Raw genomic sequence first — 12,368 nt, 5'->3', positions numbered from 1 at the left:
CGTGCTGTTCGATGCGCAGGCTTCCACCGTCGCCGGCGAGCAGTGGTACTCCAAGGGCAGCAACTGCCCGTTCATCGGCCATTGCCTGCCCGGCGCGGTGCGCTACACCCTGGTCGACGGGCATATCAGCTACCAGGGCTGAGCCCTTCGAGCCCGCCAGCCGGCGGGCTCGTCAGCGAAATACGCTGTCCCGTAGGGTGCGCCGTGCGCACCAACCTCTGAGGGCAGCGGTGCGCACGGCGCACCCTACCCGCTAACGACCTTCCCACCTGCGACACGCCTTGCACTCGCCACGACATTGGACGAATGAGTGACTCGACAGTCATGATCCACGTCAGGTTAGGCAGCCGAATATTTCCAAACGCCACCGCCCTATGACTCCGCTCGCGCCCACTGGCGCCGGCCTGGCGTCGCGCTGGCCTTGTTCAGGAGCTTTTGAGTTATGTCGCGCTTACCTGTGATCGTGGGTTTTGGGGGTTACAACGCAGCCGGGCGCAGCTCCTTCCACCATGGTTTCCGTCGTACCGTGCAGGAGTCGCTCGAGCCCCAGGCACGCCAGGAAACCCTGGCCGGGCTGGCGCAGATGATGAAGCTAGTACGCGTGGTCGACGGCCAGTACCGCGATCAGGACGGCCAGCCACTGAGCCTGGCCGACATCGAAAGCCGCTACGGCAAGGACATTCTCGCCGGCACCCTGGTGCGCCGCATCGAGAAACAGCATCTGGATCCGGACGCCGCCCACTGGCAGAAGAGCATCGGCCTGGCTCCCGGCCACAGCGGCAGCCTTAGCTTCATCACCCAGCGCAAGCAGCTGCCCGAGCCGCTGCCGGCCAACTGGTCGGTGCAGGAGCTCAACGCCAGCGAGGTGCAGGTCACCCTGCATGACAGCTGCGAATTCAAGGTCGACAGCTACCGCCCGCTGGCGGTGAAGTCCGCCGGCCAGCTGCCCACCGGCTTCGAGCCGAGCGAGCTGTACAACTCGCGCTTCCACCCGCGCGGCCTGGCCATGACCGTGGTCGGCGTCACCGACGCCCTGCGTTCGGTGGGTATCGACTGGCAGCGCATCGTTCAACATGTCGCCCCGGACGAGATCGCCGTGTTCGCCAGCTGCATCATGAGCCAGCTCGACGAGAACGGCTTCGGCGGCATGATGCAGTCGCGTCTGAAAGGCGGCCGCGTCACCGCCAAGCAGCTGGCCCTGGGCCTGAACACCATGCCGGCGGACTTCATCAACGCCTACGTGCTCGGCAGCGTCGGCACCACCGGCAGCATCACCGGCGCCTGCGCCACCTTCCTCTACAACCTGCAGAAGGGCATCGAGCAGATCGCCTCGGGCAAGGCGCGCGTGGTCATCGTCGGCAGCAGCGAGGCGCCGATCAACCAGGAGTGCATCGAGGGTTATGGCGCCATGGGCGCGCTGGCCACCGAGGAAGGCCTGCGCCAGATCGAGGGCAAGCAGGACGTGGATTTCCGCCGCGCCAGCCGCCCGTTCGGCGACAACTGCGGCTTCACCCTGGCCGAAGCCTGCCAGTTCGTGGTGCTGATGGACGATGAACTGGCCCTGGAGCTGGGTGCCGACGTCCACGGCGCGGTGCCGGACGTGTTCATCAACGCCGACGGCTTCAAGAAGTCCATTTCCGCTCCCGGCCCGGGAAACTACCTGACCGTGGCCAAGGCCGTGGCCAGCGCCGTACAACTGCTCGGCCTGGACGCCGTGCGCAGCCGCAGCTTCGTGCACGCCCATGGCTCCAGCACCCCGGCCAACCGCGTCACCGAGTCGGAGATTCTCGACCGCGTCGCGGCCGCCTTCGGCATCGAACAGTGGCCGGTCACGGCGGTGAAGGCCTTCGTCGGCCACTCCCTGGCCACCGCCAGCGGCGACCAGGTGATCGCCGCCCTCGGCGCCTTCAAGTACGGCATCGTGCCCGGCCTGAAGACCATCGACGCGGTCGCCGGCGACGTGCATCAAGAGCACCTGAGCCTGTCCACCGTCGATCGCAAGGTGGGTGAGCAGGCAATGGAGGTGGCCTTTATCAACTCCAAGGGTTTCGGCGGCAACAACGCCAGCGCCCTGGTGCTGGCCCCGCACGTGGTCGAGCGCATGCTGCGCAAGCGCCACGGCCAGGCCGCCTTCGACGCCTACCTGGCCCGCCGCGAAGCCACCCGCGCCGCGGCCGCGGCCTATGACCAGCAGGCGCTGCTGGGCCAGCTGGACATCATCTACAACTTCGGCAACGACATGATCGACGACCAGGCGATCTCCATCACCACCGAGGAAGTGAAGGTGCCCGGCTTCGACCAGCCGCTGGTGTTCAGGAAGGACGAGCGCTACAGCGATATGCTCGATTGAGCCGTAGGGCGGGTGCAACCCGCCATGGACGATGTGGCGGGTTGCACCCGCCCTACAATGTCCGCGCCAACTCGATCAGCTCGCCACGCCACTCGGCAGTGGCCGGCAAGGCCAGGAACGACGGATTGAGAAAGGATTCGCGCGCCTCGTAGGTGAGCACTTCGCCGGCCAGATTCAGCACCTCGCCGCCCGCCCCTTCCAGCACGCCCTGCGCCGCGGCGGTGTCCCACTGCGAGGTGGGCGCCAGACGCGGGTAGCAGTCGGCATTGCCCTCGGCCAGCAGACAGAACTTCAGCGAACTGCCGATATTGGCCAGCGCCGGCTCGCCGAAGCGCGCGACCAGCTCACCGAGCAAGCGCTCCTGCGCCGGACTCGAATGGCGCTTGCTGGCCACCAGGGTAAAGCCCTGCGCCGGCGCCAGACGCACGCTGATCGGCTGCTCATCGCCCGGCGCTTCGCTGCGCCAGGCGCCCAGACCGGCACCGCCGTAATAGCAACGGCCATTGGCCGGAATGCCGACCACGCCGAAGACCACGCGGCCACGCTCGATCAGCGCGACATTGACGGTGAACTCCTCGGAACCGGCGATAAATTCCTTGGTGCCATCGAGCGGATCGACCAGCCACCAGCGTGTCCAGGCCGCGCGTTCGGCCAGCGGAATGTCGGCGGCCTCTTCCGACAGCACCGGTACATCCGGCGCCAGCGCGCGCAGGCCATCGAGCAGGATGTGGTGGGCGGCCAGGTCGGCGGCAGTGACTGGCGAGGCATCGGCCTTCTCCGTCACGGCCACGTCGCTGCGCCAGTACGGCAGGGTCGCCGCACCTGCGGCACGTACCAGCTCGATCACCTGGGGAATATGGGGATGACTCACTGCACGAACTCCCCGCGCTGACTCAGCAGGTCACGCACCAGGTACAGCGCGGCCAGGGCGCGGCCCTCGCTGAACTGGGCGTGCTGGGCCAGGCTGGACAACTCGCGCAGGTTGATGCGGTCGACCCGCATCGGCTCCGGCTCGTCGCCGGGCAGGCGCTCTTCGTACAGATTGCGCGCCAGTACCACCTGGATCTTCTGGCTCATGTAGCCGGGCGACAGGCTCAGCTCGGTGATGTACTCCAGCTCATGCGCACCGAACCCCGCCTCCTCCTTGAGCTCGCGATTGGCCGCCACCAGCACGTCCTCGCCCGGTTCGATCAGCCCCTTGGGCAGCGACAACTGGTAGTCGTCGGTGCCGCCGCAGTATTCCTCCACCAGCACCGCGTGCTCGGCATCGAGCATGGCCACCACCATCACCGCGCCGTAGCCGGCGCCCTTGCCCACCAGGCGTTCGTAGGTACGCTCGACCCCATTGGAGAAGCGCAGCTGCAGTTCCTCGACGCGGAACAGGCGACTGCTGGCGACTATTTCACGGGCGAGCACCGTGGGCTTCTGACGCATGGGGCAACTCCTTGGCGTGACCTGGCGGGTTATCATACCGCGGCTTTTGCGATTATCCCCGGCGCAGATTGCATGATCGCGACGCGGGCCGGCAGATTCACGACTCTCATCACTGGGCGCGCCCATGCCTTCACTCCCCTGGCACCAGATCGACACCGTCCTGCTGGACATGGACGGCACCCTGCTCGACCTGCATTTCGACAACCATTTCTGGCTCAAGCACCTGCCGCAGCGCTATGCCGAGCACCATGGCACCAGCCTGGCGCTGGCCGAGGCCGAGCTGTTGCCGCTGTTTCGCCAACATGCCGGTACGCTGAACTGGTACTGCACCGATTTCTGGAGCCGCGAGCTCAAGCTCTCGATCCGCGATCTCAAGCGCGAGGTGGCCCATCTGATCGCCCTGCGTGAGGATGCCGAGCTGTTCCTGCGCGCCCTGCGCGAAGCCGGCAAGCGTGTGGTGCTGATCACCAACGCGCATCGCGATTCGCTGTCGTTGAAGATGGAACGGGTCGAACTGGCGCCCTGGTTCGAGCGCCTGATCAGCTCTCACGACTACGGCTTTCCCAAGGAGAACCAGCAGTTCTGGTTCGCCCTGCGTCAGGACGTCGGCTTCGATCCGGCGCGCAGTCTGTTCATCGACGACAGCCTGCCGATCCTGCGCAGCGCCGGACAGTTCGGCGTCGCCCACCTGCTCGCCGTGCGCCAGCCGGACAGCCAGGCCGGGCCGAAGGACACCGAGGAATTCGCCGCCGTGGAGGATTACCGCGAACTGCTGCAGGGCCTGTAGCCCGGATGCAATCCGGCAATAGCCTCGAGGCGCAAGGCTGGTACGCACGGCACACCCTACGACGCCGGGCTATAGACCCGCGGTGGACTATGGTGCGGCAGGTGAATGAGGTTGAGGCGGTGCCGACGCGCCCAGCGCACGCACAGGTCGGTGGGCGCCGACAGGCTGACCAGGCTGGCGAAGCCGGCGCGCACCGCCTTGTGGATCAGCTCCAGGCTGCAGCGGCTGGTGACCACGGCAAAGCCGCGACGGGCGTCGCGGCTTTCACGGTTTAGCGCGCCGATCAGCTTGTCCAGCGCGTTGTGCCGGCCAATGTCTTCGCGGCACAGGACGATCTCGCCAGACTCATCGACGAACAATGCCGCATGCAGCGCGCCGCTCTGGCGCGCCAGCTTCTGCACCTGGCCGATGCGCGTACGCAGGTCGGCCAGGTGCGCGGCCGGTGGCAGCGGGTTGAGGCTCAGGGTGTCGAGTTGCGGCAGCGCCTGCTCCAGCGCCTCGACGCCGCACAGGCCGCAGCCACTGGTGCCGGCCAGATTGCGCCGCTGCTGCTTGAGCGCCCAGAAGGCGCGGCTGGCGATCTGCACCTCGGCGCTGAATGCCTCCCCCGCGCGCTTGAGCTGGATGTCGTAGATGTCCTCGGCCGCCGCCACGACTGCAGAAGTCAGGCTGAAGCCGACGACGAAATCCTCCAGCGCGCTGGGCGAAACCATCATCACCGCTTGAGCGACGCCGTTGTAGGCGATGGCCAGGGCGCATTCCTCGGCCAGCACGGCGTGACCATCGTGCGCCGCCTCGTCCAGCTCGACATAGGCGTAACCGTCCGGTGCCGGAGCGGCGGCGCGATCATCGGTAAGCGGGTCGGCGGTACGGCGTGACATGGATGCGGATTCCTCGCGGTCGTAGGGTGCGCCGTGCGCACCAGCCCCTAGCACCTCACGAGACACCCAAAGGCCATGTGCAGTTCATGGAGCGTTCAGACACTAGCAGCCTGTGGCTCGATCTGCCCGCGCAAATCGCGCAGCACCTGCAGCGCGAACTCGCTCAGACCCTCGCCGTCGCTGGCGTCCAGGTGGGCGTAAAGCGCCGTGCGCATCTGCGGGTCCCATTGGCGCTTGAGATGCTGGGCGTATTCAGTGCGCGCCTGGGCGGGGTCAGGCTGGGACGCGAAGAAGGCGCCGATCTGGTTGGCCATCTTGATCAGTTGGGTGGCGTTCATGCCCATGGCTGTGCTCCGCTGAATAACCGGGAAGCCGCAAAGAATAGGCCGGCGTGGCAGTGGTGCGCACGGCGCACCCTACGAACCGGTGCCGGGGCCAGCGGCATCATAACTGCACCACCGGCAGCAGGCTGACCTGCTCGCGGGTGAAGCTATCGAACTCCTGCTGCCACTGCGACGGGACTTCGACCTTGCGCACCTGGACCGCGGTGACCTTGTACTCCGGGCAGTTGGTGGCCCAGTCGGAGTTGTCGGTGGTGATCACGTTGGCACCGGATTCCGGGTGGTGGAAGGTGGTGTACACCACACCCGGCTGCATGCGCTCGGTGACCTTGGCGCGCATCACCGTCTCGCCGGCACGGCTGTTGATGCCGACCCAGTCGCCGTCCTTGATGCCGCGATCCTCGGCGTCCACCGGGTGCAGCTCGAGGATGTCCTCGGCGTGCCAGGCCTTGTTGGCGGTACGCCGGGTCTGCGCGCCGACGTTGTACTGCGAAAGGATGCGCCCGGTGGTCAGCACCAGCGGCCGCTTGCGCGAGGTGCGCTCCTCGGTGGGGATGAACTCGGTGACCACGAAGCGCCCCTTGCCACGCACGAAGGCGTCCTCGTGCATGATCGGCGTGCCTTCCGGGGCCTCGTCGTTGCACGGCCACTGGATGCTGCCCAGGCGGTCGAGCTTGGCGTAGCTGACGCCGGTGAAGGTCGGCGTCAGCGCGGCGATCTCGTCCATGATCTCGGACGGATGCTTGTAGTTCATCGGGTAGCCGAGGGCGTTGGACAACGCCACGGTCACTTCCCAGTCTTCCTTGCCGGCCAGCGCCGGCATCACCTTGCGCACCGGCGAGATGCGCCGCTCGGCGTTGGTGAAGGTGCCGTTCTTCTCCAGGAAGGAGGCGCCAGGCAGGAACACGTGGGCGTACTTGGCGGTTTCGTTGAGGAACAGGTCCTGGATCACCACGCACTCCATGGCCTTGAGTGCATCGGTGACGTGCTGGGTGTCGGGGTCGGACTGCGCCGGGTCCTCACCCTGGATGTACATGCCCTTGAAGGTGCCGGCATGCGCCGCGGCGAGCATGTTGGGGATGCGCAGGCCCGGCTCGTCGAGCAGCTTGACGCCCCAGGCGGCCTCGAACTGCGGCCGTGCCACCGGATCGGAAACGTGGCGGTAGCCCGGCAGCTCGTGGGGGAAGGAGCCCATGTCGCAGGAGCCCTGCACGTTGTTCTGTCCGCGCAGCGGGTTCACACCGACACCCGGACGGCCGATATTGCCGGTGGCCATGGCCAGGTTGGCGATCGCCATCACGGTGGACGAGCCCTGGCTGTGCTCGGTGACGCCCAGGCCGTAGTAGATCGCCGCGTTGCCACCGGTGGCGTACAGGCGCGCGGCAGCGCGCACCGAAGCGGCCGGCACGCCGGTCAGGGCCTCCATGGCCTCGGGGCTGTTGCGCTGTTCGCTGACGAAGGTGCGCCATTGCTCGAAGGCTTCGGCCTCGCAGCGCTCGGCGATGAACGCCTCGTTGATCAGGCCCTCGGTGGCGATCACATGGCCCAGGCTGTTGAGCAGGGCGACGTTGCTGCCCGGACGCAGCTGCAGGTGATGCTCGGCGCGGATGTGCGGGCTGCGCACCAGGTCGATGCCGCGCGGGTCGGCGACGATCAGCTTGGCGCCCTCGCGCAGGCGGCGCTTGAGCTGCGAGCCGAACACCGGGTGGCCGTCGGTGGGGTTGGCACCGATCACCAGCACCACGTCGGCGGACAGCACCGAGTCGAAATCCTGGGTACCGGCGGACTCGCCGAGGGTCACCTTGAGGCCGTAGCCGGTCGGCGAGTGGCAGACGCGGGCACAGGTATCCACGTTGTTGTTGCCGAAGGCAGCGCGCACCAGCTTCTGCACCAGGTAGGTTTCCTCGTTGGTGCAGCGCGAGGAGGTCAGCCCGCCGACCGCATTACGGCCGTACTGTGCCTGGATCTCCTTGAAGCGCCGGGCGGCGTAGCCGATGGCCTCGTCCCAGCTCACCGAGCGCCACGGCTCGTGGATGCTGTCGCGGATCATCGGGGTCTTGATGCGGTCCGGGTGGGTCGCGTAGCCCCAGGCGAAGCGGCCCTTGACGCAGGCGTGGCCATGGTTGGCGTGGCCGTTCTTGTTCGGCACCATGCGCACCACGGTGTTGCCCTTGACCTCGGCGTTGAACGAGCAGCCAACGCCGCAGTAGGCGCAGGTGGTGGTGACGCTGCGCTCGGCCTGGCCCAGCTCAATCACTGATTTTTCCATCAGCGTGGCGGTCGGGCAGGCATTGACGCAGGCACCGCAGGACACGCACTCGGAGTCGAGGAAATCCTCGGCCTGGCTGGCGGCCACGCGCGAGTCGAAGCCGCGGCCGTCGATGGTCAGGGCGAAGGTGCCCTGCACTTCCTCGCAGGCGCGCACGCAGCGGTTGCAGACGATGCACTTGGACGGGTCATAGCTGAAATAGGGGTTGGACTCGTCCTTGGTTTCGGCCAGGTGGGTCTTCACCGGGTCGTAGCGTACTTCGCGCAGGCCGACCACACCGGCCATGTCCTGCAGCTCGCAGTTGCCGTTGGCCGAGCAGGTCAGGCAGTCCAGCGGGTGGTCGGAGATGTACAGCTCCATGGTGCCGCGACGCAGTTCGGCCAGTTTCGGGCTCTGCGTGCGCACCACCATGCCCGGCTCCACCGGGGTGGTGCAGGACGCCGGGAAGCCGCGGCGGCCTTCGATTTCCACCATGCACAGGCGGCATGAGCCGAACGGCTCCAGGCTGTCGCTGGCGCACAGCTTGGGCACGGCGATGCCGGCCTCCTGAGCCGCACGCATCAGCGAGGTGCCGGCCGGCACGGTGATGGCGTTGCCGTCGATTTCCAGGGTTACCGGAGCACCGCTGCGAGCAGGGGTGCCATAGTCGAGTTCACGATACAGGGCCATGGGGACGCCTCCGGATCAGCGGGCTTCGGCGCTGTCTTGCGACACGCCGAAGTCCTCGGGAAAGTGGTTGATGGCGCTCATCACCGGATAGGGTGTCATGCCGCCAAGGGCGCAGAGCGAGGCGCCGAGCATGGTGTCGCAGAGGCTCTTGAGCAGTTCGATGCGCCCCGGCTGCGGGCCTTCGGAACGGGCCACGATGATCTGCGACAGCAGCTCCTCGCCGCGGGTCGAGCCGATCCGACAGGGCGTGCACTTGCCGCAGGATTCCACCGCGCAGAACTCCATGGCGTAGCGCGCCATGTCGGCCATGTCGACGGTGTCGTCGAACACCACGATGCCGCCGTGGCCGAGTACCGCGCCAAGGGCGGCGAAGGCCTCGTAATCCAGCGGGGTGTCGAACTGCGACTCGGGCAGGTAGGCGCCGAGCGGGCCGCCGACCTGCACCGCGCGGATCGGCCGGCCACTGACCGAACCGCCGCCGTATTCATACAGCAGCTCGCGCAGGGTGATGCCGAAGGCCTTCTCGATCAGGCCGCCGCGGGCGATGTTGCCGGTCAGCTGGATCGGCAGGGTGCCGAGCGAGCGGCCCATGCCGTAGTCCTTGTAGTAGGCGCCGCCCTTGTCGAGGATGATCGGCACCGACGCCAGCGAGATCACGTTGTTGATCACCGTCGGCTTGCCGAACAGGCCCTCGATGGCCGGCAGCGGCGGCTTCGGCCGCACGGTGCCGCGCTTGCCCTCGATGCTTTCCAGCAGCGCGGTTTCCTCGCCGCAGATATAGGCGCCGGCGCCGCGGCGCAGCTCCAGATGGAAGGCCTTGCCGCTGCCGAGCACATCATCGCCCAGGTAGCCGGCGGCCGTGGCGCGGGCAATGGTTTCGAGCAGCACCGCTTCGGCGTGCGGGTATTCCGAACGCAGGTAGATGTAGCCGCGCGTAGCTCCAACTGCGAGGCCGGCGATGGTCATGCCCTCGATCAGCACGTAGGGATCGTCTTCCATCACCATGCGGTCGGAGAAGGTGCCCGAGTCGCCTTCGTCGGCGTTGCAGACGATGTACTTCTGCTCGGCCTGGCAACCGAGCACGGTGCGCCACTTGATGCCGGTGGGGAACGCCGCGCCGCCACGGCCGCGCAGGCCGGATTCGGTGACCTCGGCAACGATCGCTTCGGGCGTCATGCCGAGGGCGCGCTTGAGGCCGCGGTAGCCGTCGTGGGCGATGTAGTCCTCCAGCGACAGCGGGTCGGTGATGCCGACGCGGGCGAAGGTCAGGCGCTCCTGGCGCTTGAGGTATTCGATCTCCTCGGTCAGGCCATGGCCCAGCGCATGTGCCTTGCCCTCGTGGAAACCGGCGTCGAACAGGCCGGCAACGTCGCGTGCCTTGACCGGCCCATAGGCGACACGACCGGCCGGCGTGGCAACCTCGACCAGCGGCTCGAGCCAGAACAGCCCGCGCGAGCCGTTTCGCACCAGTTGCACCTCGATACCGCGCGCCGCGGCCTCGGCGACTATGGCCTTGGCTACCTTGTCGGCGCCCAGGCTGAGCGCGGTGGCATCGCGCGGGACGAAGATCTTGATCGGTTCGCTCATGCCTGGGCCCCCTGTTCGGCCAGCAGCGCCAGCACTTCCTCGGCGTCGACACGACCGTGTAGTTCGCCATTGAGCATCACGCTCGGTGCGCAGGCGCAGTTGCCCAGGCAGTACACCGGTTCGAAACTGAGGCTGCCATCCTCGCGGGTCTCACCCAGCGGCAGGCCGAGCTTGCTTTCCAGTTCAGCGGTCAGCGCCTTGACCCCCATCGACTGGCAGGCCTCGGCCTGACACAGCTTGAGCACCTGGCGGCCGGGCGGCGTGGCGCGAAAATCGTGATAGAAGCTGACCACCCCGTGCACCTCGGCGCGCGACAGGCAGAGGTCCTCGGCGATCAGCGGCAACAGCTCGGGCGGTACGGCGCCGAGGCGGTCCTGGATGTCGTGGAGGATGGGTAGCAGGGCGCCGGGCTGGCCGCGGTGGGCGGCGAGCACCTCACGGGTGACGGCCTCGCATTGCTCGGGGGCGAAGCGCTGGGGAAGAAGGGCCATGTTCGATGCTCCAGCCGGCGGCTATACCGGTACTGTCAGGAGATAAGCCGGCCAGTCACGGCTGCCGGTCGGCTTATCCCAGGCGGAGCCATTGGGCTCGCCATATATGAAGTAAAGTTCTTATACTCGGACGAAAAATCGCCCATGAAAGGCAAACTAACATGGGAAATTGGCCACACAAATATGAAGTATTGAGCATATGATCCGTATCGACATCCAGCCGCGCTGGCGTTTCCACCAGCGCGACGGCAGCAGCCTCGACCCGCAGGGCCTGGAACTGCTGCAGGCGGTGCACGACACCGGCAAGCTGACCGAGGCCGCCGCCCGCGTCGGCTACTCCTACCGCCATGCCTGGAACCTCTTGGGCAAGTGGCAGGCGTTCTTCGGCAGCCCTTTGATCGAGCTGGAACGCGGCAAGGGCGCACGCCTGGCGCCGCTGGGAGAGAAACTGCTGTGGGCCGACCAGCGCATTCGCGCGCGGCTGTCGCCACAGCTGGATAACCTGGCGAGCGAGCTGGAACTGGAGCTCAACCGGGTGCTGCAGGCCAGCAATCCCGGCCTGCGCATCCACGCCAGCCACGGTTTCGCCGTGGCGGCGCTGCGCGAATGGCTGGAACGCGACCCCAGCTGGCAGTGGGAGGTGCAATTTCGCAGCGGCAGCGAGGCGATGATCGCCTTGCAGCGCCACGACTGCGAGGTGGCCGGCCTGCACGTGCCGGCCGGGCCGCTTGGCACCCTGAGCATGAGCCGCATCCAGCCCTGGCTGCGCCCCGATCAGCGGGTGATCACCTTCGTCGTGCGCACCCAGGGGCTGATGCTCGCCCCCGGCAACCCGCACGGCGTGCGCGGCCTGGCGGACCTGGCGCGCGGCGAGCTGCGCTTCGTCAATCGCGAACCGGGTTCGGGCACACGCCTGCTGCTGCAGGACCTGCTGCAGCAAGGTGGCCTGGACAGCGCGACCATCAAGGGTTTCCACAACGAGGAGTTTACCCACGCGGCAGTGGCGGCCTTTGTAGCCAGCGGCATGGCCGATGTCGGCTTCGGTGTCGAAGCCGCGGCGCGCCAGTTCGGCCTGGACTTCATTCCCATGGCGCGCGAGCACTATTGCCTGCTGTGCCGCGAGGACAGCCTAGAGCTGCCGGCCATGGCCGCGCTGCTGCGGGTGCTGCAGAACCCGGAGTTTCAGGCACGTATCGGCCAGTTGCCCGGCTACGCCCTGAGCCGCCCCGGCGAGGTGCTGCCGCTGACCCTGGCGCTGGAGCAGTGGGGCCGCGAAAGCCTGTTGTGAGTCGCTGCGCGAAACTGTGAACCCGTTCCGCTTGCCGGCAGACTGCCGACGGAAGGTCGGGAACCAGAGGCGAGCCGCTTCGGTCAATGGAGCAACTCCGCTGCAAAGCGGCTCCCGTGATCGAGGTGTCTATGAAATCTCTGCAGTTGCTCCTCCTCTCTCTGGGTCTGACCAGTGGCGGCGTCGCCCTGGCGGGCAATACCGAAGCCGGCCTTGGCGGTGCTCTGGGCGGCGCAGTGGGCGCCATGGTCGGCCAACAGGTCGGCGGCAA

General features: G+C 67.2%; 10 protein-coding genes and 1 pseudogene. 4 read left to right on the top strand and 7 right to left on the bottom strand.

The genetic code is table 11. From position 1 onward, the window contains the following. Together N7333_RS22120 and N7333_RS22115 are read left to right on the top strand one after the other, a co-directional pair. Positions 1-142 (top strand): annotated as a pseudogene (locus N7333_RS22120) (dihydroorotase); the annotation flags it as partial. Between the two features lie 300 nt (positions 143-442). Further along, positions 443-2,350, top strand: a complete 1,908-nt coding sequence (locus tag N7333_RS22115) for a beta-ketoacyl synthase (protein ID WP_129481950.1) — start codon at positions 443-445, stop codon at positions 2,348-2,350. Positions 2,351-2,402: 52 nt separating this feature from the next. Here the strand turns inward: N7333_RS22115 and cysQ are convergent, their stop codons facing one another. Together cysQ and nudE are read right to left on the bottom strand one after the other, a co-directional pair. Further along, on the bottom strand, positions 2,403-3,221 hold the full coding sequence (gene cysQ, locus N7333_RS22110; protein WP_129481951.1) for a 3'(2'),5'-bisphosphate nucleotidase CysQ: 819 nt from the start codon (positions 3,219-3,221) through the stop codon (positions 2,403-2,405). Further along, positions 3,218-3,784, bottom strand: coding sequence for an ADP compounds hydrolase NudE (gene nudE, locus N7333_RS22105; protein ID WP_004373151.1), 567 nt, complete (start codon positions 3,782-3,784; stop codon positions 3,218-3,220). The genes cysQ and nudE overlap by 4 nt, the downstream gene beginning before the upstream one ends. Positions 3,785-3,908: 124 nt before the next feature. On the opposite strand from nudE, the gene yrfG reads away from it, so the two are divergent. Continuing rightward, complete coding sequence (yrfG, locus tag N7333_RS22100; protein WP_129481952.1) at positions 3,909-4,571, top strand: GMP/IMP nucleotidase; 663 nt, start codon at positions 3,909-3,911, stop codon at positions 4,569-4,571. A 56-nt stretch (positions 4,572-4,627) separates the two neighbouring features. Here yrfG and fdhD read toward each other — a convergent pair whose 3' ends face one another. From fdhD to N7333_RS22075, 5 genes are all read right to left on the bottom strand, one after another. Beyond that, positions 4,628-5,452, bottom strand: coding sequence for a formate dehydrogenase accessory sulfurtransferase FdhD (gene fdhD / locus N7333_RS22095; protein ID WP_129481953.1), 825 nt, complete (start codon positions 5,450-5,452; stop codon positions 4,628-4,630). Between the two features lie 95 nt (positions 5,453-5,547). Further along, positions 5,548-5,796 carry a formate dehydrogenase subunit delta gene (locus tag N7333_RS22090; RefSeq protein ID WP_129481954.1) on the bottom strand — a complete coding sequence of 83 codons (249 nt, stop codon included), beginning with the start codon at positions 5,794-5,796 and terminating at the stop codon, positions 5,548-5,550. Between the two features lie 100 nt (positions 5,797-5,896). Continuing rightward, positions 5,897-8,731 carry a formate dehydrogenase subunit alpha gene (gene fdhF, locus N7333_RS22085; RefSeq protein WP_129481955.1) on the bottom strand — a complete coding sequence of 945 codons (2,835 nt, stop codon included), beginning with the start codon at positions 8,729-8,731 and terminating at the stop codon, positions 5,897-5,899. 15 nt (positions 8,732-8,746) lie between these two features. Next, on the bottom strand, positions 8,747-10,318 hold the full coding sequence (locus N7333_RS22080; RefSeq protein WP_129481956.1) for an NADH-quinone oxidoreductase subunit NuoF: 1,572 nt from the start codon (positions 10,316-10,318) through the stop codon (positions 8,747-8,749). Further along, complete coding sequence (locus tag N7333_RS22075) at positions 10,315-10,809, bottom strand: formate dehydrogenase subunit gamma (RefSeq protein ID WP_129481957.1); 495 nt, start codon at positions 10,807-10,809, stop codon at positions 10,315-10,317. The genes N7333_RS22080 and N7333_RS22075 overlap by 4 nt, the downstream gene beginning before the upstream one ends. A gap of 199 nt (positions 10,810-11,008) precedes the next feature. Here N7333_RS22075 and N7333_RS22070 point away from each other — a divergent pair, with 199 nt between their 5' ends. Continuing rightward, complete coding sequence (locus tag N7333_RS22070) at positions 11,009-12,097, top strand: substrate-binding domain-containing protein (RefSeq protein WP_129481958.1); 1,089 nt, start codon at positions 11,009-11,011, stop codon at positions 12,095-12,097. Positions 12,098-12,368 lie beyond the last annotated feature (271 nt).

Source organism: Pseudomonas sp. GD04158, assembly GCF_029834875.1.
Lineage (GTDB): Bacteria > Pseudomonadota > Gammaproteobacteria > Pseudomonadales > Pseudomonadaceae > Aquipseudomonas > Aquipseudomonas hydrolytica.
This window is presented reverse-complemented; position numbering and strand designations above follow the sequence as displayed.

Bases quoted from the DNA above. Each gene is read 5' to 3' on its own strand.
- nudE (WP_004373151.1), bottom strand. From the start codon at position 3,784: ATGCGTCAGAAGCCCACGGTGCTCGCCCGTGAAATAGTCGCCAGCAGT.
- N7333_RS22090 (WP_129481954.1), bottom strand. From the start codon at position 5,796: ATGGGCATGAACGCCACCCAACTGATCAAGATGGCCAACCAGATCGGC.
- N7333_RS22070 (WP_129481958.1), top strand. From the start codon at position 11,009: ATGATCCGTATCGACATCCAGCCGCGCTGGCGTTTCCACCAGCGCGAC.
- N7333_RS22115 (WP_129481950.1), top strand. From the start codon at position 443: ATGTCGCGCTTACCTGTGATCGTGGGTTTTGGGGGTTACAACGCAGCC.
- N7333_RS22075 (WP_129481957.1), bottom strand. From the start codon at position 10,809: ATGGCCCTTCTTCCCCAGCGCTTCGCCCCCGAGCAATGCGAGGCCGTC.
- N7333_RS22080 (WP_129481956.1), bottom strand. From the start codon at position 10,318: ATGAGCGAACCGATCAAGATCTTCGTCCCGCGCGATGCCACCGCGCTC.
- fdhD (WP_129481953.1), bottom strand. From the start codon at position 5,452: ATGTCACGCCGTACCGCCGACCCGCTTACCGATGATCGCGCCGCCGCT.
- yrfG (WP_129481952.1), top strand. From the start codon at position 3,909: ATGCCTTCACTCCCCTGGCACCAGATCGACACCGTCCTGCTGGACATG.
- fdhF (WP_129481955.1), bottom strand. From the start codon at position 8,731: ATGGCCCTGTATCGTGAACTCGACTATGGCACCCCTGCTCGCAGCGGT.